The sequence below is a fragment of the Mucilaginibacter terrae genome (genome assembly GCF_031951985.1).
Taxonomy (GTDB): domain Bacteria; phylum Bacteroidota; class Bacteroidia; order Sphingobacteriales; family Sphingobacteriaceae; genus Mucilaginibacter; species Mucilaginibacter terrae_A.
Map to the genome: position 1 here is coordinate 4,306,646 of NZ_JAVLVU010000001.1, position 25,089 is coordinate 4,331,734.

Here is a 25,089-nt window from a genome sequence, read left to right on the forward strand (position 1 = left end):
ACATATCATGTCGATTTTAACAGAAGAACAAGCACGCGCCTTACTCAAAAAAGCGCTCAGCTACTCAAAAGCTGAACAATGCGAAATTAACCTCAACGGAGGCGATTCATCTAACATACGTTATGCGCGCAACTCGGTATCAACCAGCGGTGCTATAAGCCGCAACAGTTTGGTAGTATCATCAGCCTTTGGCAAAAAGGTAGGTACGGCAACTATTAATGAGTTTGACGATGCCTCGTTAGAAAAAGTAGTACGCCGCTCAGAAGAATTGGCCCAGCTGGCTCCAGAGAACCCGGAGTTTATGCCGTTTTTAGGTCCGCAAACCTATGATGCGCCTTCGCCAACTTATGTGGCGGCTACAGCTAACCTTACGCCAAAGCAACGTGCCGATATGGTGCAGCAAAGCTTACAGGTAGCTAAAGACAATAAGCTGACCGCAGCCGGTTTCCTCGAAAATAGCACAGGGTATGCTGCCATGATGAATTCAAAAGGTTTATTTGCCTACAATACTACAACCGATGTGAATTTTTCGGTAACCCTGCGTACCGAAGATGGCAAAGGCTCAGGCTATGCTACTAAAGCCTACAACGATGTAAGCAAGATGGACACGCTGGCATTTTCTAAAATTGCCGCGCAAAAAGCCTCCGGTTCGGCAACTGCCAAAGCGTTGGAGCCGGGCAAATACACCGTAATTTTAGAACCTGCAGCCGGCATTGTGCTGCTCGAACAGCTTTACGGCAGCCTGGATGCTCGTAGCGCCGATGAAGGCCGCAGCTTTTTGAGCAAACCCGGTGGTAAAACCCGCCTGGGCGAAAAACTGGTAGATGAGCGCGTAAACATTTATTCAGACCCGGCAAACCCCGAGTTACCCACCAGCGTATGGAACGGCGACGGCCAGCCGCAAAAGAAGGTTAGCTGGATAGAAAAAGGTGTAGTGAAAAACTTGAGTTACTCACGCTATTGGGCCGAAAAGAAAGGCGTAAAACCACTGCCCGGTGCTGATGGCATTATTATGGAAGGCGGCACCAAAACCTTAGCGGAATTAATCAAAGGAACCGAAAAAGGTATATTGGTAACCCGCCTATGGTACATACGCGCGGTTGACCCGCAAACGCTGCTATACACAGGCCTCACTCGCGACGGTACGTTTTACATTGAGAATGGCCAGATCAAGTTCCCGGTTAAAAACTTCCGTTTTAACGAAAGCCCGGTAATTATGCTCAACAATCTCGAAGAACTGGGCAAATCAGAACGCACGGTAAGCGGCGAAAGCGGCTCGAATGCGTTGATACCACCTATGAAGATCAGGGATTTTACGTTTAGTTCGTTGTCTGACGCGGTTTAAATACTGTTTACATACAAAGGTCGGTTGTTTAACAATCGACCTTTTGTTTTTTACACCACGTCACTGCGATGAACGAAGCAGTCTCTGCGCATGCATATCCCTGAGAAATGTTGGTGTGCTTATCGCTTATCTACCGCTTCTGAGCCGCGGGGGCTCTTTGTTCTTTTCTTGATAAAAGAACCAAAATCAAGTCAACTCCCTATGCTTCGTTTGTCGCACATGCCCCGCCCTGCAAATCCGGGCAGCACCACGGGCTGCTCAGCTTTTGCCCTACTTCGTTCCCACATTGCCCCGCGCTTCAGCAAAACCTAAGAGGCCCTGCCCAACCGCACAGGCCATTATGTGCTGCCCGGCTTTCGCCCCGAAGCTGGGAGATGACGAAGAGAAAAGGAAGCTCGAAGGTAGAGTGAAAAAGCAAGGCGCAGCAGATGCATGCATCTGCTGCGCCTTGCACTGTTAAAAAGAGCGCAGGGCTTCCACAACGCCCGGCCGTGAGCTGGCCTGCGGGGGTGGCAAGGATGGTTGTGGATAGTCTGCCTAAGGCGGATACTTTGTAGCTATGACAAAGTAACAGCCCCCGCGGCGAATGAACGGAAAGCGACAGGCTCGCAAACTTTGCTAAAGTACACTGTCCTCCGTAGGGATTGCTTCGTTCCCCCGCAATGACGACGTGGGGTGCTAAAACATAAAAGGAGAATCGTTAACGATTCTCCTTTTATGTTTTATTGAAATGTAAGCTTATACAGCATCCGATAACGACGAAAACGTAAAGTCCCTGATCTTCATCGGTGGTATCATGTAGCTGCGGTAGCTTTCTACGCTGATAGCGCGTTCGGGCTTACCCAGGGCTTCCACGTTATTTAGCATAATGATGGGGCTCTCGTTAAAGCGCATGTTCTTGATCGGGAATTTGATTTTGCCGTTCTCGATGTAAAACGTACCGTCGCGGGTTAAGCCGGTAAGGGCCAGTACCTGCGGATCGACCATACGGATATACCATAGGCGCGATACCAGGATGCCTCGCTCGGTGCTCTTGATCATTTCTTCGAGGCTCATGTTGCCGCCTTCCATAATAATGTTGCTTGGGCCGGGCTGTGGTTTTACGCCTTTCTTTTCGGCCCAGTAGCGCGAGTAGCTCAGGTTTTTAACTACTCCTTTATCAAACCAATACGTTTTTTCTAAAGGCATGCCGTCGCCGCTCCAGGTACCTGAAGGTAATTCAGGATGAAACGGATCAGAGTAGATGGTTACTTTTTCGTCCAGCAGTTTTTCGCCTAAACGCGTGCCGCCGCCTTTTTTGCTTAAAAAGCTACGACCTTCATCGGCACTGCGGGCATCAAACCTAAACATGTTTTCCATCATGTAGGTAGCTGCGGTAGGCTCTAATATAACGGTGTATTTACCGGGCTCAATAGCGCGTGCACCAACAGAACCGGTTGCTTTTTGGGCTGCAATTTTAGTAGCACCATAAGTATCAAGCTTACTTACGTCGGTAAAGCCACGTGCGGCATATCCCGAGCCGGTACCTTCGGCATTACGGGTAGTTACCGAAAAGGTAACATCGCTTGATTTATTGTAGGCAAACAAACCGGCAGAGTTCATCACTGCGCGAAAATCAGTAGAGTTTTCGAGGAAACCAGCGGCCGATAAATTGGCAGCCTTGGTTACTTCTAAACTTTTTGCTACCAGTTCTGCACGGCTTTCGGGCGTCATGGCGGCTGTTTTTTCATTATAAGTTACCGCATCTTTAAACGTTTGCGGACCCAATGGTGGCATATACTCCGGGTTTGGCGGAGCCAGTTGGGCCAACTCTTCCGAACGGCGAACCACTTTTTCTAACGATGCATCATCAAACTCGTTGATGGTGGCTGTGCCTGTTTTTTTGCCATAGGTTGAACTTACGGCTAAACCTAAGGTACCTATATCGCCCGCAGTTGAAACTGCGTTTAGTGCATAACGTATATTACCGCCTTCGCTACCGCCAAGGCTCACTTCGCAGGCATCGGCTTTTGAATAGCTAAGCACTTTCTTTAATAAAGCCTGTGCTTCTTCTTTGTTAAGTATTGGCATATCCTTAATTATCCAATTTTGCGTTTAACATTAATTACATTCACTCCGGTAAACTTGGTGGTCGATGATCCGTGTGATACGGCGTTAGACTGGCCCGGCTGACCTTTACCATCATTGAAAGCACCGCCTAAACGGTAATCGCTTTCATCACAAACGGCCGCACATGAGTTCCAAAACTCCTGGTTAGTTGCCTGGTAAGCCACATCATTCAGCATACCCACAATTTTGCCGTTCTTAATTTCATAAAACAGTTGACCACCAAACTGGAAGTTATAACGTTGCTGATCAATCGAGAACGAGCCGTTACCCACAATATAAATACCTTTTTCAACGCTTTTGATCATATCGTCAACGCTCAGTTTTGCCTTGCCTGGTGCAAGCGATACGTTAGGCATACGCTGAAACTGTACATCGCTCCAGGTTTGGGCGTAGCAGCAGCCTTGCGATTCTTTAAGACCAATAACATGTGCCTGATCGCGTATGGTTTGGAAATTGGTTAATATACCATCCTTAACAATGTCGAATTTTTTAGGTTGAACACCTTCATCGTCATAACCTACGGCACCTAACGAGCCTTTTTGGTCTCTATCGGCCACAATGTTCATGTTTTTGCTGCCGAATTTGAAGTTGCCCGATTTTAGTTTATCAACTGATAAGAAGCTGGTTCCTGCATAGTTAGCCTCATAACCCAATACACGGTCTAACTCGGTAGGGTGAGCAACCGATTCGTGAATGGTAAGCCATAGGTGTGAGGGGTCTAATACCAAATCGTACTTACCCGGTTCAACAGATTTTGATGATACCTTTTCGGTGGCATTTTTGGTGGCGTTTTTTACGTCTTCCAGCATATCATACCGGTTTTTGTAACGGGTTACAATACCTTGTACTTTTTCAGCTTCTGATGGAATTAAGTACTCATAACCCATGCCTACCGGTGAGCTTAGCGCAGCACGGGTTTCAAAAGCACCTTTAGATGAATCGATTTTAGTTACGCTGAAGTTAGGGTACAGGCGATGAATATCCTGATCAATGTATGAACCATCGGTAGAGGCAAAGAATTTTTGCTCATTAATGGCTAAAATTGTTGAGTTTACAAAGTTTGCACCACCGGCTAAGGCTGCGCCGTTTACCGACATCAGCAGGTCTACCTTTTCTTTAATAGGCACCTCGAAAGCATTTTTTTCGATAGGTGTTTTCCAGCTTACCTCGCCAAAGCCTTTTTGAGGGGCCAGTTGTACGGGCTTGCCGCCAATTTTAGCGTTGGCTTTAGCTACGGCTACAGCGCGTTCGGCAGTTTTGGCAATACCATCTTTGGTTACATTGTTGGTAGCCGCAAAGCCCCAGCAGCCGTTAACCAGTACGCGTATACCTACACCGTACGATTCGGCATTGGCTACGTTGAGCACACGGGTTTCACGGGTAATTACAGCCTGGTTAAGATAGCGGCCAATACGTATATCGGCGTACGATGCACCTTTTGATTTAGCCGTGTTAAGGGCTACATCGGCAAGCTCTTTTTTAATGCGTGCGTCTACCTGATTCAGGGCCTCAGCCGGATCGATAGGCGTACCAAAGGCAGGCAGGTTGGGCAGCATCATCGCGCCGGCACCTACGCCCGAGAGGTAAATAAAATTTCTACGTTTCAAGATTTGATCCTCCTGTTTTGCAGTTAGTTATAGTTTGAGTTTAATAGTTTTTTAGAGCTGAATTGCAAACTTGCGTTCTATCCATAAAAATGTACAAGCTACCAATAAAATCATATAAAACCAGATTTTTGGCACCTCGATATCCTGAGTTTCTTGTATTTGTTTTGTTACAGTTTGCTTTTGAGTTTGATTAGCTGCAAAATCTTTATTGATTTTAATTTTTTGCATTTTTTTTAGGCTGTTCCACTCACTTTTGCTGTAATTATACCACCATTCGGTTGTGTTATTACCTGCTTTGGCTTGTTGCCAGCCTGCTTTTTGCGGCCAGTAAGTATTTTGCCATTGATAAGGTATGGCTGCATTCTGAGCAGAGTTATTTACTTCATCATTTATTAAAGATGAACCCGGTATTGCCGAACCTTGAAACAGTAGTTTTACTGGTTCATTTACGGTCGGAATTGCATCAGCTTTCCAGCTTTGAACCGATGCTGATTTACGTGCCGATTGACCAATTAGCAAAGTCCATAGCGCCGTATAATCAGTTTTATTACCAGACAACAGCCAGGTGTTTGTATGATTAAGCGTGGTAAAAGCAAGCTTGCCCGCACCGGCTAAAGTAATACCTGCTAACTCATGATTTTGTGCGTCGGATGCCAGTACCTGGGTATTGTTACGATAGCTGATGTACGACGGATCGATATTGAGTTTGGCAGTTTTTGCTTTTTGATTTTGCAGCGTTAGCGGTACCGAAAGCTGATCTTTAATGGCCATCGTAGTAACCGGGAAATCGCGCTGTAGCCACGACGCGGCTTTGTCCGAACTATCTGCCCGGACAATCACACCCAATCCTTTTTGCGTTACCTGGTTGCGAAATGCCCCGGCATCGGCAGGTGGAAGTGATTTAAAGGCAGACAGATCGCCAATTACCAAATCAAACTTGTCCAGCACCCCGGCCGATAAATGCTGCAGGTTCATCTTGTCGATGTTCACAAATTCCTCGCTGCTTTTATTTTGGCTAATGAGCGCGCGTGAGGCCACGGCATAACCATTTTCGCCCAGCCAGTTTTTCAAAAAGCGGGTTTCGAAGTTAGGCGCGGCATTCAGCATTAACACTTTCACCGGTTTGGCAGGTTCAATTTGTACGGGGATGCTTTCGTTACTTAGGGTATCATTACCCGACAGTGCCAATAACTGGTAAACAACCCTGCCAGTTGGTTTGGGTACAGTACTTAGTTGGAAAGCGCTCGTTCCTGCGGGAATAATTGCCGAATCTAAAGTGGTATTTAAACCTTTTAAAATCAAGCTAACTGGTTTTTCGATATCATTGTTATACCTACCCTGAACTTGTAGCGGTTCGCCGGTTTTGATTTTGCCAACCCAGTTTACAGCCTGTATTCCTGCCGGAGCCGATGGTGCGGTATAGGCAATGTGCAAGCCGTTCAATTGCTTTAATTCATCCTCGCTTAAACCGTAGCCTACAATTTTCACCTGTTTAAATGCGGGTTGATGATTGGTCAGTTCGTCTAAACTGCTAATGAGTTTAGCTTTGGAATAGCTGCTTTGGATAGCTTTATCCGTGGTATAAACCGGGGTGGCAGGAGGTAGGCTATCTTTATTAAAGCCATCGGTTAGTAATATGGCATCGCTGTTATCGGCAATGTTGGTTTTGCTGCTGTAACTAACGGGAAGTATAATGCAGGCCAAAGCTCCAAGCGAAATCCAGATGGCTAACAATCGCCAAACCAAACGGCGCTTATCGGCACGGCGAATTTCCTGCCAGGTGAAGAGCAGTGCCAGCAGAGTGCAAATGATGATAACCGCTAAAGTCCAGTTCATTGCTAATATTTACCGGTTTAAGTTTTTAAAATAACGTTGCCCCAAACCCATATCGGCCGTTGTGCTTACTGCCGATGGCATAGTTTTGCTGCCGGGCAGACTTTTCTGAATGGCCTTTTCAACAATAGAGCGGTCGGTACCCGATACTTTATTTTCAGAGGCCAGTATGCGTCGCATGGCGCTAACCGCCTTTAAATAAATACCCGGCTGTGCCGATGCCTGTACCGCCAACTGCTGACCGGCCAGCTGCAAAATGCGTTTATCGGCAGCAGTTAAAACCTGATGTTTAGATTGCTCCAGTATGGTTGCTGCCTTTTTCAACGTCTCAAATTTATCGGCAGTTGGTTTGATGTTTTGCTGGCTGACAGGCTCGGTAATCTTGCTCAAGTCGCCGGTTAAGCGCTTCTCCGGCTTAATGGGTGGTGGGTTGTAGCTGGTTTTAGCCACGAATGAGCGTGATTTTTGCTGAAGGTCTTTCAATAACCTTAAAGCTTTATACTCATAAGGCAGCGCTTCCTGCGGCTTGTATAAGCGGAGACGTAACTCGGCTTTCCACATCTCGTTAAGTGTAGCTTTGAGCTGCGCTTTGGCGGCAGGTTCTAAAAATGTCGCATCTTCGGCGTTGTCATGCTTATCGGTAAAGGCGTCCATGACCATTTTGGCATTGCCAAAGTTTTCGGCCTTGCCTATTTCCTGGTTGCCATCGCCCTCGGTTCCGCTTTCGTCTTCTTCTCCTAAAAACTTGCCGTAACGTAGGCGGAGCAGCTTTTGATCGGTACCCAACTCATTACAACGGTTTTTAAAGGCGGTTGCGCTAATGGTGTCTTTTTCTTTAAGTAGTTTTTCGGTATCGAGAATAATTTGGCGCTGGCTGCGGAAATACTCGGGTTTGATGTTAGCCGCGGCCACAATGCCATCCATGCTCAACAGTTGCGCTGTATCCTGAATGGAAACGATGAGTACATCGGTACGGCTTTTTTGCTGGTGCGTGTCTTGCGCCTGAATATAGAAGTACAACTCGTCGCCCGGCTCCATACCCAGTTTGGGCAAATCGATGGTGCGCTGTAAATCGTACTGGCGGTTATGTGCACCAAATGCGGCACTGAATGCAAAAGTGGTATCCTTAAACTTAACCGATTCGCCGCTGCCCTTGGCTACTGTGGCAAATATTTGTGCGTTGCTGATGCCGTAATCATCGGTAACGGTGGTGTTAATAGTCACACGCTGTGTCTCGCCGGCATCAATATGAGTATACTGTTTAGGCGTTTTAATGCGAATAACCGGGATGGCATCTTTAATCATTTGGATTTGGTAAAGGTCAGATAGTTTGCCATCAATGCTTACCTGGTAAAAACCGGCTTTGGTAATGGCTCTTTGTGTTTTCCAATCGGTTTTATTCGAACTACTTAATACTAATTTCTCACGCTCGTTAAATAATAGGAATACGTTCTTAACTTCAATATTAGTGCTTATGTTCCATCCAACCAAGGCACCTTCCTCGGCATCGATAGTGAATTTATCCTGTGTACGGGCACCCTTGCCGGTATAAGTAGGTGGAGTAATTTTTAATGAAATGCCGTCTATTTGGGGTAATATCTTTTCGGGCGGTGTGGCTTTTTGCGATGCGGAATTATTGGAACCGAATAGATTGCCGTTACTCGAAGATTTCCAATATTGACCTATTTTAAAGATTGCTAAACTCAACACCAATGCGCCCACAAATAACCAAGCGGTTTTCTTTAATCGTTGTGTAAATACTGCTGGTTCGCCGTGTAATTGGGTTAGGGTTTGTTCTACCTTGTTGAGTTGCAAGCGCTCTAATAAATTAAGTTCAGCGGCAGGTTTAAGAATGAGTTCGCTGCTTTCTTCCAGTTCGGGGTAGGAGATGTTTAAGTAACGGCAAATGGTTGTAACCTTAGTGCTCCACGGGCGGCGTAAAGTGAGGAGTAAACCCAATGCAATGGCAAATACTAAGATGCCTAACACAATTGCTTGATTAGGTAACAATCGGTACAAAATGCTGCCTGCCAACAAACCGCAGCTTGCCGCCAGTAGTACACTGGCCAGTAACTGGTAGCCAATGTAACGTTGCCTCAATTGGTTTACTTTATGTGATGCTGCCTGCTCCATTATGCAATTTCTGTTTTAGGTTTGCGATGTGCCAGCCAGCGTTCGGCTGCAAAAATGATGATGAGCGTCAGCCAGAAATAACGGCTGAGGCTTTTGTTTTCGATAGACTTTTCAGCGGCTACAGTGTGTTGTTCGGAACCTATTACAGGCATATACTGCTTAGCACTTAGTACTCGCTTATCATATACCGAATTATCCACCTCCGGCTTTACCATCAGTTTAAGCATCCACGCCGGGAAATTGCTGCTCCAAACCAAATTGTTCCACGCCGGGTTAAAGCGGCTGTAGAAATGGTAGATATTGGTTTGGTTTTGCTGCTCCAAAGCTAAAACGGGCTTGCCAAAACCATCCTGCCAAACGGGTTCGGCTTTTATATCGGTAGCGGTTATTGCTTTAAAGAGTCCCACTTTTTCGTCATCAGCCAAAGAAGGAGTAAACTCACCGGCGTTGCTCATCCAGCTGTTTACGCTGGTGGCCTTTCCTTTTTCGTAAACCAATATGTTTTTGGCTAATGCTTTATTAACGGGTTTATCCGACAGCCAAAATAACCACTCAGTATTGGCCTGTATTTGCGCCGGATTAGCAACCGTTTTTATACTGATTGGTCTTTGGCTAAACTGAATTACCGCCTGTAATGCCGCTTCGAGATAGTTAGCATCTAAACTGTTATTATCAGCATAAATAAGGATGTTTTGAGCATCGGTACTAACGGTAACAGGCTCTTGCTTGTTTCCTGTTAAGCTGATTTGCGCTTTGCCGTCGGTTGTGTTAATGGTGTAAGCCGAATTTGCTTTATCATCGTTCTTAAAATTGCTATAGGCATAAGCCGTGCCCAATGGTTTGCTCGTTCCCTGCACCACCCTAATCTCGCCGTTAGCAGTAAACCATGCATCCTGAATCCAGGTACTTACCGAATCGGCCGGGGTGTAGGTTTGCCATTTGAGGTTGAGCGCTACCTGCGGTTTTTCGCCGGTGAAGTACTGCATTTGGTTTGGCGTGAACAAATATACGGGAAGGGTAGAAGCTGTTTTGGTGTCTAACTCCCGCGCTAAGTTCCAGTAATTGGGGAAGGTGGCAGGTGATATTGTTTTGAGAGAATCTTTAGGTTTCAATAAGACTTTCTTTAAGTCGGATTTGGCAAAGCCGCTATTGAAATAATGAAACTCGTAACCCGCTTTGGTAAGCGAATCAACTGTAGGTTTAAACTTCTGATAGGTTTCGGTAAAGGTTTCTTTAGGGATGAGCACCCAGCCTTTTACTTTGGCAGCTTGCATCTTCTTTTGCAAAACCGGCATAGCCAGCAGCAAAGCCAATACAATCAGCAGCAAGCAACGAAGTATGAACAAAGGAATATCCAGCAGTTTAAAACTCCGGCTGCTTTTGCGCGATGCGGCATCAATGAGCGATACGCTGCCCACCTTCAGCACCTTACCCGAGCGGATATTCCACAGGTGTATCAGTACCGGGATGATTATCGCGGCAGCGCCAAAAAGCCATATAGGGGTTAGGAATTGCATAAAGTAGCCCCACCTAAATCCTCCCCGGGAGGGAGGACTTTTGAATTTTTATTGTTGTATATCTATTTGTATTCATTATGTCTGTCAATCTCCCTCTCCTTCAGGAGAGGGCCGGGGTGAGGTTAGCCTTTATTTCTTTGTACTAAAAACGCCCGCAAGGCTTCATCCAACGGTTGCGAGGTGCTGAGCATGCGGTGTACAATGTGTTTGCCTAATAACTGCATCCTGATGTTTTCTAAATGCGAATGAAGCGCCTCTTTGTATTGCTGCTTGGCTTGCGGACCAACCTGTATTACCTCGCCCGTCTCCAGATCTTCTAACGAGGTATAGCCTTTAAAATCGAAGTCCAGCTCGTTTTGCCCCATCAGTTGAAAAACAATGATCTCATGCCTTAATGCCGCCAGCGAATCCAGTAGTTTAAAAATTTCCCCTTCGGGCTGGTACATGTCGGTTATAAAAACAAGTAGTTCTTTTCGACCTGCACCGGCAAACAACTCTTTATAATGTACAGGCTGCGTAAATGTACCCGACGGTTTGATGTTCTCTAACTGGTGATACAACCGCTGCAAATGCTGCGGATCGGGTTTCGAAGCCAGCGAAAATAAGCCGCCTTCTTTAAAAACATATAAGCCCACGGCATCGCCCTGTAAATTGGCTAAGTATGCTAACGATGCCGCCAAATAACGCGCGTAATCAATTTTGCTCAGCGTACCGTCGTGGTGATTCATGGATGCGCTGGCATCTATCAAAAACCTTACGGATATGCTTGTTTCTATTTCCGATTCGCGGATGTAGTACCTGTCACTGCGGGCAAACATGCGCCAGTCGAGCCAGCGTAAATCGTCGCCAGGCTGGTAGCTCCGGTACTGACTAAACTCCAGTCCCGGCCCCTTAACGGTGCTTTTGTTAAAGCCGTTCATAAAACCATCAATAACCGTTTTTGCCAGTAAGGGCAAGGTTTTAATGGTGGTGAGCACTTTGGGGTCGAGCATGGTAATCAGTTGTCTGTTGCGGGTTGTGTGTTGTCTATATTTTATTGCGAGCTAAAACCCGCAACTCACAACAGACAACCCACAACTAAACTTTCGGTCTTTCTAACAATTTTATCAACTCAGCCGTTGCCTTGTCGGAGTTTATACCTTCGGCTTCGGCTTTAAAGTTCATTAATACGCGGTGACGTAGTACCGGTGTTGCCATGGCATGTATATCTTCTAATATTACTGCGTAGCGGCCTTTTAGTAAGGCGCGGGCTTTGGCAGTTAGTATTAAAGCTTGCCCGGCACGCGGACCAGCGCCCCAGCGTACCCACTCTTTTACGTAATCTAAGGTGGTAGTGTCGGGACGGGTGGCGCGGATGAGCTTGCTCACGTACATTACCAAATCCTCGCTTATGCTTACCTGGCGTACCAGGGCCTGGGCCTGTTGTATTTCTTCGGCGCTGATTACCGGGTTAATGGTGGCCTTGCCGGTGCCGGTGGTGCGGTTCAATATTGCAAATTCTTCCTGTTCAGTAGGATAGCCTATTTGTACGAGGAGTAAAAAGCGGTCTAACTGGGCTTCGGGCAGGGGGTAAGTTCCGGCCTGCTCAATGGGGTTTTGCGTGGCTAAGATGAAAAAAGGCTTATCTAACGGATAGGTTTGCCCACCGTAAGTAACTTCAAACTCCTGCATAGCCTCTAACAAGGCCGATTGCGTTTTGGGCGGCGTACGGTTTATCTCATCGGCCAGTATAATGTTGGCAAACAGGGGGCCTTTGTTAAACTTAAAAAAGCGCTTGCCGGTAACGTGGTCTTCCTCCAAAATTTCGGTGCCTACAATATCGGTAGGCATTAAATCGGGCGTAAACTGTATACGGCGAAACGACAGGTGCAACGCCTGCGACATGGTTTTAACCAGCAGGGTTTTGGCCAAACCTGGTACACCCTCTAACAGGCAATGGCCGCCTGCTAAAAATGCCACCAGCAATTCATCCAAAATATGCTCCTGCCCAACAATTACCTTTTGTATTTCAGTTTTTAACTGCGGAAGTTTCGCCAGCAGCGCTTTAACGTGGGTTTCTGTTAGTTCCAAAGCCTAATGTTATTTAAGTAAGCAGTATTGATATTCGTTTAAAGATAATTTGTACACAATAAGGCCAAATAAGATTTGGTTACTTGTATTGAGCATCACAAGATATTGGGATTTGGTGTTAAAAGCAGAATTATTTTGCAACTAATTAAATTAAGTATTCAAAAAATTACAAACACAGCAAATAAAAACGGTAGACGCATAAAATTTTGTACTACTTTTAGAGTTTTAACACAAATGTCATTAAGCTCTAAGTTTACTTTTAAACCCGTTTAAGCTACCATTCGGGCGATTGGGATACCGATCAGCGTATGCCAGCCAATATTTTGAACTCGTTGATGGAATATACCACCATTCCTATCGAAACAAAAGAAAAGGTGGTGGCGCTGAGCAGTCCTGATGTGTTTAACTCGCCTTTTAGTTATATGAGCGGCCACAAACTGGTGCAATTTGATGCCCAGGAGCGCGCCAACTTTAAAAAATATGTGCAAAACGGCGGCTTTGTGTTTGTAGATGATTGTAACCACGACATCGACGGGCTGTTTGCCAAATCGTTCGAGGCGCAAATGTCGTCCTTGTTTGGGCCGCAGGCTTTAAAGAAAATTCCTAATACCCACGAGCTTTACCGCTCATTCTTCACCTTTGAAAAAGGGCCACCAAATACTTCTTTTGAACTTAACGGCTGGGGCGACGACCTGGTGCACGATTACCTGAAAGCCATTACCATTAACGGGCGTATTGCCGTATTATATAGTAATAAAGATTACGGCTGCGAGTGGGATTACGACTTCAGGAACAAGCGATTTTTAGCCGAAGATAATACCAAGTTTGGTGTAAATATTGTGGTTTATGCCATGAGTTCGTAAAGGAACTGTAACTTTGACTGCCCACAAGGCACTCCTACACTATGGATGAGTTTTATGTTAAAGATGAAAAGGGCGAAAGAGGCCCCTTTACCTTCGAAGAGTTAACCGATGGTCGTTTAGAACCCGAAGACCTGGTACGTACCGGAACCTCTGATTGGGCTAAGGCCGGCGATTTAGATGATTTTGCCGAATACTTCCGCTTTGAGGGCTACTACTTTCCTACCGAAACTAACCTGGCCGGTTTTGGCATCAGGTTTCTGGCTTATTTTATTGATCATGTGGCTGTATCTTTCATAGTAGGTATGGGCATGGGCTTGTTCTCGGCCTACCTTCCATTTAAAATGGAAGCATTCGATTTGAAGAACAAAGACATGATGTTTTGGCTACAGGAGGTATACATGGTTGCGATGATTGTGTATAATGTAATTTTTTGTGCCTTGCCTTTAAGCAGCACGCCAGGCCAGGCCATATGCCGTTTAATCATTGTTGATGCCGAGGGCAAAAAAATTAGCATAGCCAAAGTAATTATTCGTAGCCCCATTAAGCTATTATCTGTTGTGTTATACGGCCTCGGAACCATTGCTGTATTTTTTACCCAATACCGCCAGGGCGTGCACGATTTAGTGGCTAAAACTTACGTGGTAAAAAGAGACGTGTTATAACTTTAGTAGCGCCTTGTGAAAATACATATTGTGGGCGCATCATGCGCAGGTTCAACCACCTTGGGTAACGCCTTATCTGCCCAAACCGGTTTACCGTATTTTGATACCGACTTTTACTTTTGGGAGCCATCCGAAATACCTTTCACTATAAAGCGCGACCGCGATGCGCGAATAACAATGCTTCGCGATGCTGTTGCTTTACACCCTAATCATATAATTGGCGGCTCGCTGGTAAGCTGGGGCAATGAATGGTTAGCTGCCTTTGACTTAGTGGTGTTTTTGTACGTTCCACCCGAAATACGAATACAAAGGTTAAAAAACCGGGAGTTAGAACGCTACGGCGACATAATTTATACTGATCCTGAACGCATAAGCGCCTATCAAAAATTCCTCGAATGGGCAGAGGCTTATGACACCAATGCCCCAACCGGTCGCTCCTTGCATGTACACGAAGCTTGGTTGAGCAGGGTTACCTGCCCGGTATTGGAGATAAGGGGCGATACTACCGTTGCCGAACGGGTTGAATTGATCCTTAATAAAATGAAAACCATCAATCCACCTCAATAAATTAACATTCGCTTGAAACAAGGTAAAGTCTATTATGCTTAACTTTGTGTGTTTATATAAAGCTATTTTTTGCGCATATGATGAATGCTGAAGCTGTTAAAGTGCTGCCCGGACAATATTGTAACTCATTAACCCAATACTCGCGTTTTGTAACTCGCGAGGTTACCATTGGCGATGTGCCCATGGGCGGCAATAATCCTATTCGCATACAAAGCATGACCACTACCGATACCATGGACACCCTTGGTACCGTAGAGCAAACCATCCGTATGGTTGATGCCGGTTGCGAGTATGTGCGCATAACAGCCCCCAGCATTAAAGAAGCCAACAATTTAGCCGAAATTAAAAAGCAATTACGCGCCCGCGGTTACAACGTTCCCCTGGTGGCCGATATTCACTTTACGCCCAACGCTGCCGAAGTAGCCGCCCGTATTGTAGAAAAGGTGCGCGTTAACCCCGGCAACTATGCCGATAAAAAGAAATTTGACGAAATAGATTACACCGACCTGCAATACCAGGGCGAGTTGGACCGTATCTTTTCAAAGTTTACCCCGCTGGTGAACATTTGTAAGGAGTACGGCACTGCCATGCGCATTGGTACTAATCATGGTTCGTTAAGCGACCGTATTATGAGCCGTTATGGCGATACCCCACAAGGTATGGTAGAATCGGCCATGGAGTTCATCCGCATGTGCGAGGCGCTTAATTACTATAACCTCTGCATCAGCATGAAGAGCAGTAATCCGCAGGTAATGGTGCAAGCCTATCGCCTGCTGGTGGAAACCATGGTAGCCGAAGGCATGAACTACCCGCTTCACTTAGGCGTAACCGAAGCCGGCGACGGCGAAGACGGTCGCATTAAATCGGCCGTGGGTATTGGTACTTTGTTGGAAGATGGCCTGGGCGATACCGTCCGCGTTTCTCTAACCGAAGAACCCGAAGCCGAAGCCCCGGTAGCTATTGCGCTGGTGCAGAGATACTCAAATAGAGTCAAGAATCAAGAGCCAAGAATCAAGACAGGAGAACTCACAACTGACCCATCGCAGGTTTTTTCCCCCTCTCCTTTGGAGAGGGTCGGGGAGAGGTTTCACAACCCCTACGAATACCAAAAACGCTCCACTTTCGAAGCCAACGCTTTCATTGGCGGACACATGGTGCCTCGTGTGGTAGTTGATTTGAGCAACCGTAACTTAAAAGATCCATCGGTACTGAATGATGCAGGGTACCTGTATTCGCCCGGCTTGGATAAATATAACATGGCCGATCAGTCGGTTGATTTTGTTTACCTGGCCGATAACCTGCCATCTTTTACCTTTCCGGGTAACCTAAAGCAGTTGTATAATTACAACACCTGGTTAACGCTTGCCAATAAAAAGAACTGTCACCCGGTATTTACTTTGGGTGAATATTTAGCCGGTACCGATCATTCATCAGCATTAAATTTAGTGCATATAAAACCGGCCGATTTTAACGCCGAGCAGTTTAAACAATTAGCACAGGATGAAGCATTGGTGTTTGTGTTAGAGACTGATGCCCTGCACGGAATGGCCGAACAACGCTCGTTCTTCTTCAACCTTACCGAAGCCGGGATGAATACCCCGGTAATTATAAAACGCAGTTATGGCTTTGGAGCGGAGAGCGAGGAGCAAGGAGCGCAATTGCAAAGTGAAACGCCAAGCGCTTTATCTATAGTGGATGCTAAAAATTCCGAAGTTTTAATCCCCGCTCCCCGCTCTACCGACCCCGTAACTCTTCTGCAGCTTTACGCCGCTACCGATATGGGTGCTTTACTGGTTGATGGTTTTGGCGATGGTGTTTGGATCGATGCACCTGCTATGCCTGCTGCAGTGATCACTTCAACAGCGTTCGGTATTTTACAGGCCACACGTTCGCGCATATCAAAAACAGAATACATCAGCTGCCCAAGCTGTGGTCGTACGCTGTTCGATTTACAGGAAACCACGCAAATGATACGCAGTCGTACAAGTCACCTCAAAGGATTGAAAATTGGCATTATGGGCTGCATTGTAAATGGTCCCGGCGAAATGGCCGATGCTGATTATGGATATGTAGGCGCTGGTCCGGGTAAAATTACGCTATACCGCGGTAAGGAAGTGGTAAAGAAGAACGTAAATACTATAAACGCGCTCGACGAGCTGATTGGTATCATCCGCGAAGATGGTAACTGGGTTGAGCCGGTAGCTTTAGCATAAAAATAGAAGGAGACTTGCCTCGCGCTAATCTCCTTCACGTTTCATTAAAACAAAAAATCTTACTTAGTTATATTGAAATGCTACTGCAAGTATGTCTTTGTGATTAGTGTCTGCTCTTTTAGTAATTAGGGCAGCCAGTATAATATTAAGAGCCTTTTTAATATGATCTTTGGCCGGATTTAGTTTCATATTAATCGCTTCCTCATATACCAGGCGCAGGCTGTCATCGTAAAATTTAACTAACTGCATTTTCGATCCTTTGTTGCTCTCAATTACCCAGCAGGCTTTTGAGGTGGCAGTTTGTGCATTGGCATAAGTAAAAATTGCGGTGATAAGGGTCAAGGTTAAAACTATCTTTTTCATGTTGTGATTTTTAAATTGTGTTTGATTATGTACCGAAGGTAAGCGGCCACTCAAAGTCTCAAAAGCAAAGTATATACAATAACTATTTGCGCAGATCAATGGCAATTGGGAACGTATCAATGCCGTTGGTGTAAAAAAAGTGCAGCTTAACGTAACAAATAATGCCGTTTGTCGACTGTACCGTGTAGTTGGTAGCAAAATTGGTCACCTAACTGTAATTGCTTGTAAATTAGCTTTATGAAAACCTGGCTTGATCTTAAAATTGGCACCTGGCCTCTTAAAAGGGTTACACTGCACGTGGCATTTTGGGTTATAGTGTACTTTATGTATACCGGTCTTTACGCTATTCAGCTTACATACGCCACTTCAATTCGCAACAACCTGTTTTATATACCGGTTCATATGTTTTACTACTACACGCTGGCATACTGGTTGGTACCCCGATATCTGTTTAACGGGAGGTATATAAAGTTTGAGATATACCTTATACTGCTCATGATAGTATCGACCCTAATAAGCCGGCTGGTTGGTATTTATATTGCAAACCCATACATTTTGCAACACGAACATCCCTCCGATTGGGGTTTTATTGAAGAGCAAAAATGGCCCCTGCATAAACAATTGTTTAACCTGTTAACCTTTGTTAATGCCTGGAAAGCTATGAATATGGTGGTATGGTTCGCACTCGTACTCAAAATGGTAAAACTTTGGGCCGAACGTAAGCAAGCTGCCTTGCAAGCCGAGTTGAATGCTTTAAAAGCACAGGTACACCCTCACTTTTTGTTCAATACGCTTAATAACTTGTATGCGCTAACGCTATCCAACTCACCAAAATCATCGCAGGTAGTGCTGGGTTTATCAGATATTTTAAGGTACATGCTGTACGAGTGTAATACAGAAAACGCATCGGTTAAGCAGGAGGTATTGGTGTTACAGCAATACATCAGCCTCGAAAAACTGCGTTATGAAGACCGCCTGGACTTGAATTTCACTATTGAAGGTGATTTGGAAAATAAGTTCATCGCCCCGCTTATTATGCTGCCTTTTGTTGAAAATGCCTTTAAACATGGCACCAGCGAAAAGCAGGGCGATGTATGGATCAACATAAATTTATCAGTAAGTGGTAACCTTTTAAAATTTAAGGTGTCTAATAGTAAACCGGATAGCTCACCGGCTGATGCGCAAAAGCACCATGGGCATATTGGTCTGCAAAACGTTAAAAAACGACTTGAATTGCTTTATCCATCGGCCCATCAGCTCAAAATTTTTGACGATGATGATGCCTATCTAATTGTATTAGAACTTGAACTTAACCCACAAACCAAACCACAGCCACAATTAGCACCCCATGAAAATACGTACGCTGATAGTTGATGATGAACCGCATGCCATTGAGGTAATTGATAACTATTTGACCAATTTTAGTGACATTGAGGTTATGGGTAAATGCAATGATGCCATGCAGGCTTTCCGCATGTTGCAGCAAAAGCAGGTAGACCTGATGTTTCTGGATATTAAAATGCCCGGCATTAACGGTACCGATTTGCTGCGAAGTATTAAAAAACCGCCCAAGGTTATTTTTACCACTGCCTACAGCGAGTATGCGTTGGATGGTTTTGAACTTAACGCGGTAGATTACCTATTGAAACCTATCCCGTTCGAACGGTTCTTACGGGCAATGGATAAGGTGTACCAATTGAACGATAGCAAATCGGGCGTACAATTAGTGCACGAAAATCTCCCGGCCAATACAGATGCTTTTTTATACCTCAAGGTTGACCGTAAAACCATCAAGCTCAACATAAACGACATTTTGTGGATTGAAAGCCTGCGCGATTATGTAAAAGTGGTAACCGCTACCGAGGTATACATCACTAAACAAAAAATAAGCTTTTTAGAAGAGATGCTCCCCGAACGCCGCTTTGTGCGTATACACCGTTCGTTCATCGTATCCATTAATAAAATAGGTTCGTTCTATTCGGGAGCTATTGAGATAAGCGGGCACGAATTGCCCATTGGCCGTAATTACAAACAAGATTTGCAAAAGCGGTTGCGGATGGAAAATATGCATTTTAGTTGATCACTATCGGAATTGTATAAGCGGCTCTTACGCTTTTGCCATTTAATTTTGCCGGTGTCCATTTAGGCGATAGTTTAAGTACTCTGATTATTTCTTTGTCAGCTTTTGAACCTATGCTTCGCAATACTTTAAAGCTTGAAAGTTCTCCATTTTTTTCTACCATAAATGAAATGATTTCTCGCCCCTTTATGCCTGCTATGCGGTCGGTATTTAATGTTTTTAAGATAAATTGATGAAACCTATCAAATCCTCCGGGAAATGAAGGCATAGTCTGAGGTTCTAAAACCATTCCATTAATTGGAATATCCTCAGGTTTTGCTTTATTGTGATCTTTGATTTTGATGGTTTGAGCTTCTGCTTTTTTAAAGAAGAAGTTAAAACCTATCAGCACTAAACCTACTGATACCCATTTTTTCCAAAAAGGGGCTTTCATACTTGAAATTTGGTTTTGTGTAAAGTGACCACAAATGCTATAATCGTTTTCGGCCATTACCGCCCTAAACTCCTCCACCTTACTATTGGTAAAATCATGAATGGTTTTATTGCACTTATTGCAATGACGGCCATTTGGAGTTGGCGCCATGGCATCCCAGTTTTCGGAACAGGTGAAGCTGAGTTTGACGTTCGTAATCTGATTTTCAGCCAAGGCAGTTAAATATTAAAGACGTTTGTAAATGAAATCTGCAGGGTAGCATTATTCCTTAGTTGTAAAAACAATTGGCACTGTGTACTGCACCCGTACTTTTTTTCCATAGGATTCGCCTGGTTTCCATTTTGGGGAAGCCTTCATTACACGCAGGGCTTCTTGTTCCATAGCAGGATGAGGTATTCGTCCTATTGCTTTCATATCGGTAAGGCTACCGTCACGGTTTACAACAAATGTAATGTTGACACGGGCACCACCAACATCGGCTGCTGCTACAGGGTATTTTAAATTTGCTTTGATATATTCTTGAAACTTAATGTAGCCGCCCGGAAACTCAGGTAGTTTTTCAACTGAAGTAAAAATGGTTGTTTCAAGTTCTTGTTTAGTTAGTTTTTGATCCGGAATTGGCTCATCAATCCGCACAGACTGAGCTATGCTGCTGTTTGTTAACAGGCATAAAACTAATATTACAGCTATTGTAAACAACTGATTTGAATAAGGTTTTAATTTCATATTACAAGTTTATTGGTTCTAAGCTACTAAAATACTTTATTATTAAAAACAATGTCATTTAAGCAATTATTTCTCGATGATGCTTATCCTGTCATCCTTTTTACACAATCTGTAAAATTTAAAACCCATGGGGTGATTACAGGGTTATCCAATAAAACAATATAACCCATGGCTAAAAATGTAGCAGAACAGGTAGTTGATATGCTTGCCAACGCAGGTGTAAAAAGAATATATGCAGTAACCGGTGATAGCCTTAATGAGATTAATGATGCTGTGCGCCGCAGCGACGGTAAAATACAATGGGTACACATGCGCCATGAAGAGGCCGGTGCCTATGCAGCTGCCGCCGAAGCTGAATTGAATGGTATTGCCTGTTGTGCAGGCAGCAGCGGTCCGGGCCATGTGCATTTAATTAACGGTTTGTACGATGCCCACCGGGCTGGTGCGCCAGTAATTGCCATTGCCTCCACCTGTGCATCACACCAGTTTGGTACCGAATATTTTCAGGAAACCAACACCATAAAACTATTTGACGATTGCAGCCATTACAACCAGATAGCCGTTACACCTAAACAATTGCCCCGTATGTTGCAGGCGGGTATTCAGTACGCCATCAGTAAAAAAGGGGTGTCGGTAGTTGGTTTGCCGGGCGATGTTACTTCTATGGATGCCGAAGAAGTGCTTTCATCTACCACTAATTACTATGCCGAACCGGTTATACGCCCTGCCGATCAGGACTTGCAAAAGTTAGCGGCGCTAATTAATGAGAGTGAAAAGATCACCATTTTTTGCGGTATAGGTTGTGCCGATGCGCATGATGAAGTAGTTGAGCTCTCCAAACGTATAAATGCCCCGGTAGGCTATTCTTTCCGCGGAAAGATGTTTGTGCAGCATGATAATCCTAATGAGATAGGTATGACCGGCTTGCTGGGCCTGCCATCGGCCTATCATAGTATGTACGATTCTGATTTGCTGATATTGTTAGGTACCGATTTTCCGTATGAGCAATTTATGCCTACCGATTGCAAAATTGTGCAGGTAGATGTGAAGCCCGAGCGTATTGGCCGCCGCGCCAAAGTTGATCTGGGTTTGTGCGGAAAGATAAATGATACGCTGCAAGCATTATTGCCACTGCTGCCTCAAAAAACTGATGATAGCTTTTTGCAGGATCAACTTGATTTATACAACAAGGTTAAAAATAACCTGCAAACCTATGTAGAAGACAAAGGTACAGCCAATACTATACACCCCGAATATGTGGCAGCTACCATTGATAAACTGGCTAACCAGGATGCTATTTTTACGGTAGATACCGGCATGTGCTGTGTTTGGGGAGCACGCTATATTAAGGGTACGGGTAAACGCAGCATGCTGGGTTCGTTTAACCATGGGTCGATGGCTAATGCTATGCCGCAGGCTATTGGTGCGGCCCTGGCTTGCCCCGACAGGCAGGTGGTGGCCTTAGCTGGCGATGGCGGGTTATCGATGCTATTAGGCGATTTAGCAACCATATCGCAATACCAATTGCCCATTAAAATTGTAGTATTCAATAACCGCTCGTTAGGTATGGTAAAGCTGGAAATGGAGGTAGCCGGCTTGCCCGACTGGCAAACTGATATGCACAACCCCGATTTTGCCCTACTTGCACAAGCTATGGGTATAAAAGGCGTAACGGTAACCGACCCTGAACAAGTAGAAACTGCCCTGCGTGATGCCTTCGCCCACAATGGCCCGGTATTGCTCAACGTAATGACCGACCCCAACGCCTTGGCTATGCCACCCAAACTGGAATTTGCCCAGGTAAAAGGTATGGCCTTAACCATGTCAAAATATATATTGAACGGCCAGGCAGGTGAGGTTTGGGATACCATAAAAGCTAATTACAAGCACATTAAGGATGTATTGTAAGGGATAGAAGCAAGAGCTGAGAACCAAGAGCCAAGAGTGAAAAAGCCGATGATTGAACATAATCATCGGCTTTTTTATGATGCAAAATTACGATTTGTACTTTCCCCACCAACCCGAGGTATAACTCTCGCCGGTTACTTCGGTTGGTTTGCCGGGTTCGGGCACGAAGAGGCTGAGGTTTTCTTTGGCGGCCAGTTCGAGGAGTATATCAATAGGCTCATGCCAAGCGTGCAGGGCAAGGTTAAAGGTACCCCAGTGTATGGGCATCATTTGTTTGCCTTTGAGTGCAAGGTGAGCATTTACGGCACTTAGCGGCCCCATGTGTATATCGGGCCAGTTTTTGCCGTAAGCACCAATTTCGAGCATGGTTAGGTCGAAGGGGCCATAGGCCTCGCCAATATCGGCAAAGCCGTTAAACCAGCCCGAATCGGCTCCGAAAAATATATTGTGGGTATGCCCTTTGATCACAAAGGCACTCCACAGCGTTTCATTACGGTTGGTTATACCCCGGCCCGAAAAGTGTCGGGTTGGAGCCGTGGTAAATGTACAATCGGTGCCTACCTGCGCGGTATCGCCCCAATCCATTTCGGTAATAAGGTGGTGGGCTACACCCCATTTTTTTAGGTATGAGCCAACGCCAAGCGATGTGTAAAATGGTATATTTTTAGTAGCCAAAACGCGTATGGTAGCCTCATCAAAATGGTCGTAATGGTCGTGTGAGATAATGATGGCATCCAGTTTAGGAAGCTGATCCAGCGGTAAGGGGGCTTTAAAAAAGCGTTTTGGACCTGCCCATTGCACAAATGAGGCGCGGCTACTCCAGACCGGGTCGGTGAGGATTCGTTTGCCGTCAATTTCTATCAGCAGGCTCGAGTGCCCCATCCAGGTGATGCGCAGGCCGCTTGCGGGTGGGGTTTGATATATGGCGGCATCTGTGTTAAAAGGTCCTAAAGTTTTTTTTGGGATGCTTTCGGCCTTGTTGTTGATGTATTCCCACAAAATAGCTGGCATTTTGTCAAAGCCGGCCTCATCGGTAGGTATCGGGTTGATGAATTTTTTACCCTCTTTGCGGGAGCCTTTAAGTTGCATATAAACTTTTGGTTCTTAAATGTTATTCTTTAATTTTTTCTTCTGAAAACCGCGAAATTGCCCGATTTTATCCCGGTATTTCATCAAGTGTTTCATGAAACATATTGAATACATGTAACGCCTGTTGTTGAACACCTTGAGTACTGGCATAACTCTGTCAGTACTTTTTACCACTCGTAATTCCGAGTAATCCTATAAAATTGATTAGTTTTCTAATCGTATAAGATTTCTCCTAACGTCGAAATGACAAGGTTATATTTTACAATTTCAATTCTCAGCTAAAAACTCCACTGCCTTGTTGCACAAGAGGTGCAAATCGGCTGGGAGTTCCGGTTGCAAATATGGGTGACCGGCACCAAAAACATGGTCGGCGTTAGGTAATATTACCAGTTGGGCATTGGGTTGCATGGATTTCAGGTCATGCGCATGGCTGGCGGGTACCACGCTATCGGCTGTGCCATGTATCAGCAGCCAGGGCTGGGCAACGTCGGCTGCACGGGCTAATATGTTTAGCCTTCCTGGGTTACGGTCCAAATCATCCAGCAAAGTAGCTTTTACCGGCATTTGCTGTCCGGTGCGGTGGTTAGGAAAGTGCATTACCCCGCTCAGTTTCCATTGCTTTTCTATCTGGGCAGGCCACAGGTTGCGGAAGGTGGCTACCGATGCCATGGTTATTAAGTGGCTTACCCGCTTGTCTTCGGCAGCTTTAATAATGCTGATGCCGCCACCCATGCTGTGGCCAATTAATATAACCGACTGGGCCGCCGGTATAACCGATCCGCTGCTCACCCAGTCTATCACATATTGCAGGTCTTCGAGCTCAATGCTAAATGTATTTTCGCTAAAAGCTATCAGGTCGGCAAAATCCACAGGCTGTTCGGGTGTGGTGCCGTTGTGCGAAAAATTGAATTTGAGGAACCTGAAACCATTTTGGGCAAAGTAACGGGCCACTAAGTGGTGTGTGCCCCAGTCTTTAAAGCCCTTAAAGCCATGTACAAAAATAATGAGCGGTGCGTTGGGTTTAACATCATCATAAGTTAAATCTGTAAGCATAATGCGGCCTTTGGCACCGGGCAGGGTAAATGTTTCGGTAGTGATCATGTAACTATATAAGTGCAGGGCCTACTTTTTTGTTTCGTGATGCCAGGCCAGCCACATCATTAGCAGCGGCTGTAAAAACAAACGCAGCCAGGCAATTAACGGGGTTATAAGGTAGCCGTTAACACGTGTGGGCGCTGCCTGAACCATAGCAATATGTACCGGTAAAAAAGCCGCCAGCATAATAATAAGCAAAGTTAGCCCCAGGTTACGGCTTTGCGGAAAAATAAGCATCAGCCCAAAGGCAACCTCACAGGCTCCGGCAACGTAATTTAATATGTTGGGGTAGGGAAGGTAGTAAGGAATGATGTCGATATATCCATCTGGATGAATAAAATGGTTTATACCGGCCGCCACATAGGCTATGATAAGGATTACCAGGCTGATCTTTTTAAGCATTTTGGTGAGTTGTGAATATTCAATAGTGAGTGTTAGTTAATTAGGTAAGGTAAATATAGGCTAAATTTGATGAG

General features: G+C 45.2%; 21 protein-coding genes and 1 pseudogene. 8 read left to right on the forward strand and 14 right to left on the reverse strand.

Going from position 1 to position 25,089, the window contains the following annotated elements; all coding sequences use genetic code 11:
- Positions 1-7: 7 nt before the first annotated feature.
- Positions 8-1,345: a TldD/PmbA family protein gene (locus tag QE417_RS18350; RefSeq protein WP_311952090.1), complete on the forward strand. Its 1,338-nt coding sequence runs from the start codon at positions 8-10 to the stop codon at positions 1,343-1,345.
- A 738-nt stretch (positions 1,346-2,083) separates the two neighbouring features.
- On the opposite strand, the gene QE417_RS18355 is transcribed toward QE417_RS18350, so the two are convergent.
- The 7 genes from QE417_RS18355 to QE417_RS18385 form a co-directional block, all read right to left on the reverse strand.
- Entirely contained in the window at positions 2,084-3,415 is a 1,332-nt protein-coding gene (locus QE417_RS18355; protein WP_311952093.1) for a TldD/PmbA family protein, read from the reverse strand.
- An 8-nt stretch (positions 3,416-3,423) separates the two neighbouring features.
- Entirely contained in the window at positions 3,424-5,061 is a 1,638-nt protein-coding gene (locus QE417_RS18360) for a TldD/PmbA family protein (protein ID WP_311952096.1), read from the reverse strand.
- A gap of 51 nt (positions 5,062-5,112) precedes the next feature.
- Positions 5,113-6,897, reverse strand: a complete 1,785-nt coding sequence (locus QE417_RS18365) for a hypothetical protein (protein WP_311952099.1) — start codon at positions 6,895-6,897, stop codon at positions 5,113-5,115.
- A 9-nt stretch (positions 6,898-6,906) separates the two neighbouring features.
- Complete coding sequence (locus QE417_RS18370; RefSeq protein ID WP_311952102.1) at positions 6,907-9,027, reverse strand: DUF4175 family protein; 2,121 nt, start codon at positions 9,025-9,027, stop codon at positions 6,907-6,909.
- Positions 9,027-10,544: a BatA domain-containing protein gene (locus QE417_RS18375; RefSeq protein WP_311952105.1), complete on the reverse strand. Its 1,518-nt coding sequence runs from the start codon at positions 10,542-10,544 to the stop codon at positions 9,027-9,029. The genes QE417_RS18370 and QE417_RS18375 overlap by 1 nt, the downstream gene beginning before the upstream one ends.
- 122 nt (positions 10,545-10,666) lie before the next feature.
- Positions 10,667-11,536 (reverse strand): DUF58 domain-containing protein, encoded by an 870-nt coding sequence (locus QE417_RS18380; RefSeq protein WP_311952108.1) that lies wholly within the window; start codon positions 11,534-11,536, stop codon positions 10,667-10,669.
- Positions 11,537-11,621: 85 nt separating this feature from the next.
- Positions 11,622-12,614 (reverse strand): AAA family ATPase, encoded by a 993-nt coding sequence (locus QE417_RS18385; RefSeq protein ID WP_311952111.1) that lies wholly within the window; start codon positions 12,612-12,614, stop codon positions 11,622-11,624.
- A 278-nt stretch (positions 12,615-12,892) separates the two neighbouring features.
- On the opposite strand from QE417_RS18385, the pseudogene QE417_RS18390 reads away from it, so the two are divergent.
- The 4 genes and pseudogenes from QE417_RS18390 to ispG form a co-directional block, all read left to right on the forward strand.
- Positions 12,893-13,477: pseudogene (locus tag QE417_RS18390) on the forward strand (DUF4159 domain-containing protein); the annotation flags it as partial.
- A 41-nt stretch (positions 13,478-13,518) separates the two neighbouring features.
- Complete coding sequence (locus QE417_RS18395; protein ID WP_311952113.1) at positions 13,519-14,139, forward strand: RDD family protein; 621 nt, start codon at positions 13,519-13,521, stop codon at positions 14,137-14,139.
- 15 nt (positions 14,140-14,154) lie between these two features.
- Positions 14,155-14,706 carry a shikimate kinase gene (locus QE417_RS18400; protein WP_311952115.1) on the forward strand — a complete coding sequence of 184 codons (552 nt, stop codon included), beginning with the start codon at positions 14,155-14,157 and terminating at the stop codon, positions 14,704-14,706.
- A gap of 80 nt (positions 14,707-14,786) precedes the next feature.
- Complete coding sequence (gene ispG / locus QE417_RS18405; RefSeq protein ID WP_311954684.1) at positions 14,787-16,919, forward strand: (E)-4-hydroxy-3-methylbut-2-enyl-diphosphate synthase; 2,133 nt, start codon at positions 14,787-14,789, stop codon at positions 16,917-16,919.
- A 63-nt stretch (positions 16,920-16,982) separates the two neighbouring features.
- On the opposite strand, the gene QE417_RS18410 is transcribed toward ispG, so the two are convergent.
- Together QE417_RS18410 and QE417_RS18415 are read right to left on the reverse strand one after the other, a co-directional pair.
- Positions 16,983-17,282, reverse strand: a complete 300-nt coding sequence (locus QE417_RS18410; protein WP_311952118.1) for a hypothetical protein — start codon at positions 17,280-17,282, stop codon at positions 16,983-16,985.
- Positions 17,283-17,364: 82 nt separating this feature from the next.
- On the reverse strand, positions 17,365-17,490 hold the full coding sequence (locus tag QE417_RS18415) for a hypothetical protein (protein WP_311952120.1): 126 nt from the start codon (positions 17,488-17,490) through the stop codon (positions 17,365-17,367).
- 29 nt (positions 17,491-17,519) lie between these two features.
- Between QE417_RS18415 and QE417_RS18420 the strand changes: the two genes are divergently transcribed.
- Positions 17,520-18,656: a sensor histidine kinase gene (locus tag QE417_RS18420; protein ID WP_311952123.1), complete on the forward strand. Its 1,137-nt coding sequence runs from the start codon at positions 17,520-17,522 to the stop codon at positions 18,654-18,656.
- Entirely contained in the window at positions 18,631-19,362 is a 732-nt protein-coding gene (locus QE417_RS18425) for a LytR/AlgR family response regulator transcription factor (protein ID WP_311952126.1), read from the forward strand. Before QE417_RS18420 ends, QE417_RS18425 begins: the two co-directional genes overlap by 26 nt.
- Here QE417_RS18425 and QE417_RS18430 read toward each other — a convergent pair.
- Both QE417_RS18430 and QE417_RS18435 read right to left on the reverse strand, forming a co-directional pair.
- On the reverse strand, positions 19,355-20,008 hold the full coding sequence (locus tag QE417_RS18430) for an energy transducer TonB (protein ID WP_311952128.1): 654 nt from the start codon (positions 20,006-20,008) through the stop codon (positions 19,355-19,357). The two genes, QE417_RS18425 and QE417_RS18430, sit on opposite strands and share 8 nt — an antisense overlap.
- A 48-nt stretch (positions 20,009-20,056) precedes the next feature.
- Positions 20,057-20,521: an energy transducer TonB gene (locus tag QE417_RS18435; protein WP_311952130.1), complete on the reverse strand. Its 465-nt coding sequence runs from the start codon at positions 20,519-20,521 to the stop codon at positions 20,057-20,059.
- Between the two features lie 168 nt (positions 20,522-20,689).
- On the opposite strand from QE417_RS18435, the gene QE417_RS18440 reads away from it, so the two are divergent.
- Positions 20,690-22,429: a thiamine pyrophosphate-dependent enzyme gene (locus QE417_RS18440; protein WP_311952132.1), complete on the forward strand. Its 1,740-nt coding sequence runs from the start codon at positions 20,690-20,692 to the stop codon at positions 22,427-22,429.
- An 87-nt stretch (positions 22,430-22,516) separates the two neighbouring features.
- On the opposite strand, the gene QE417_RS18445 is transcribed toward QE417_RS18440, so the two are convergent.
- From QE417_RS18445 to QE417_RS18455, 3 genes are all read right to left on the reverse strand, one after another.
- A complete protein-coding gene (locus QE417_RS18445; RefSeq protein WP_311952133.1) occupies positions 22,517-23,518 on the reverse strand; it encodes an MBL fold metallo-hydrolase in 1,002 nt (333 codons plus the stop codon).
- Between the two features lie 267 nt (positions 23,519-23,785).
- Positions 23,786-24,619 carry an alpha/beta hydrolase gene (locus tag QE417_RS18450; RefSeq protein WP_311952135.1) on the reverse strand — a complete coding sequence of 278 codons (834 nt, stop codon included), beginning with the start codon at positions 24,617-24,619 and terminating at the stop codon, positions 23,786-23,788.
- Between the two features lie 21 nt (positions 24,620-24,640).
- A complete protein-coding gene (locus QE417_RS18455; protein ID WP_311952137.1) occupies positions 24,641-25,015 on the reverse strand; it encodes a DoxX family protein in 375 nt (124 codons plus the stop codon).
- Positions 25,016-25,089 lie beyond the last annotated feature (74 nt).

Excerpts from the sequence above, each read along its gene's own strand:
- QE417_RS18395 (WP_311952113.1), top strand. The coding sequence starts at position 13,519 with ATGGATGAGTTTTATGTTAAAGATGAAAAGGGCGAAAGAGGCCCCTTT.
- QE417_RS18420 (WP_311952123.1), top strand. The coding sequence starts at position 17,520 with ATGAAAACCTGGCTTGATCTTAAAATTGGCACCTGGCCTCTTAAAAGG.
- QE417_RS18425 (WP_311952126.1), top strand. The coding sequence starts at position 18,631 with ATGAAAATACGTACGCTGATAGTTGATGATGAACCGCATGCCATTGAG.
- QE417_RS18410 (WP_311952118.1), bottom strand. The coding sequence starts at position 17,282 with ATGAAAAAGATAGTTTTAACCTTGACCCTTATCACCGCAATTTTTACT.
- ispG (WP_311954684.1), top strand. The coding sequence starts at position 14,787 with ATGAATGCTGAAGCTGTTAAAGTGCTGCCCGGACAATATTGTAACTCA.
- QE417_RS18435 (WP_311952130.1), bottom strand. The coding sequence starts at position 20,521 with ATGAAATTAAAACCTTATTCAAATCAGTTGTTTACAATAGCTGTAATA.
- QE417_RS18355 (WP_311952093.1), bottom strand. The coding sequence starts at position 3,415 with ATGCCAATACTTAACAAAGAAGAAGCACAGGCTTTATTAAAGAAAGTG.
- QE417_RS18450 (WP_311952135.1), bottom strand. The coding sequence starts at position 24,619 with ATGATCACTACCGAAACATTTACCCTGCCCGGTGCCAAAGGCCGCATT.
- QE417_RS18380 (WP_311952108.1), bottom strand. The coding sequence starts at position 11,536 with ATGCTCGACCCCAAAGTGCTCACCACCATTAAAACCTTGCCCTTACTG.
- QE417_RS18350 (WP_311952090.1), top strand. The coding sequence starts at position 8 with ATGTCGATTTTAACAGAAGAACAAGCACGCGCCTTACTCAAAAAAGCG.
- QE417_RS18455 (WP_311952137.1), bottom strand. The coding sequence starts at position 25,015 with ATGCTTAAAAAGATCAGCCTGGTAATCCTTATCATAGCCTATGTGGCG.
- QE417_RS18370 (WP_311952102.1), bottom strand. The coding sequence starts at position 9,027 with ATGGAGCAGGCAGCATCACATAAAGTAAACCAATTGAGGCAACGTTAC.
- QE417_RS18375 (WP_311952105.1), bottom strand. The coding sequence starts at position 10,544 with ATGCAATTCCTAACCCCTATATGGCTTTTTGGCGCTGCCGCGATAATC.
- QE417_RS18365 (WP_311952099.1), bottom strand. The coding sequence starts at position 6,897 with ATGAACTGGACTTTAGCGGTTATCATCATTTGCACTCTGCTGGCACTG.
- QE417_RS18440 (WP_311952132.1), top strand. The coding sequence starts at position 20,690 with ATGGCTAAAAATGTAGCAGAACAGGTAGTTGATATGCTTGCCAACGCA.
- QE417_RS18445 (WP_311952133.1), bottom strand. The coding sequence starts at position 23,518 with ATGCAACTTAAAGGCTCCCGCAAAGAGGGTAAAAAATTCATCAACCCG.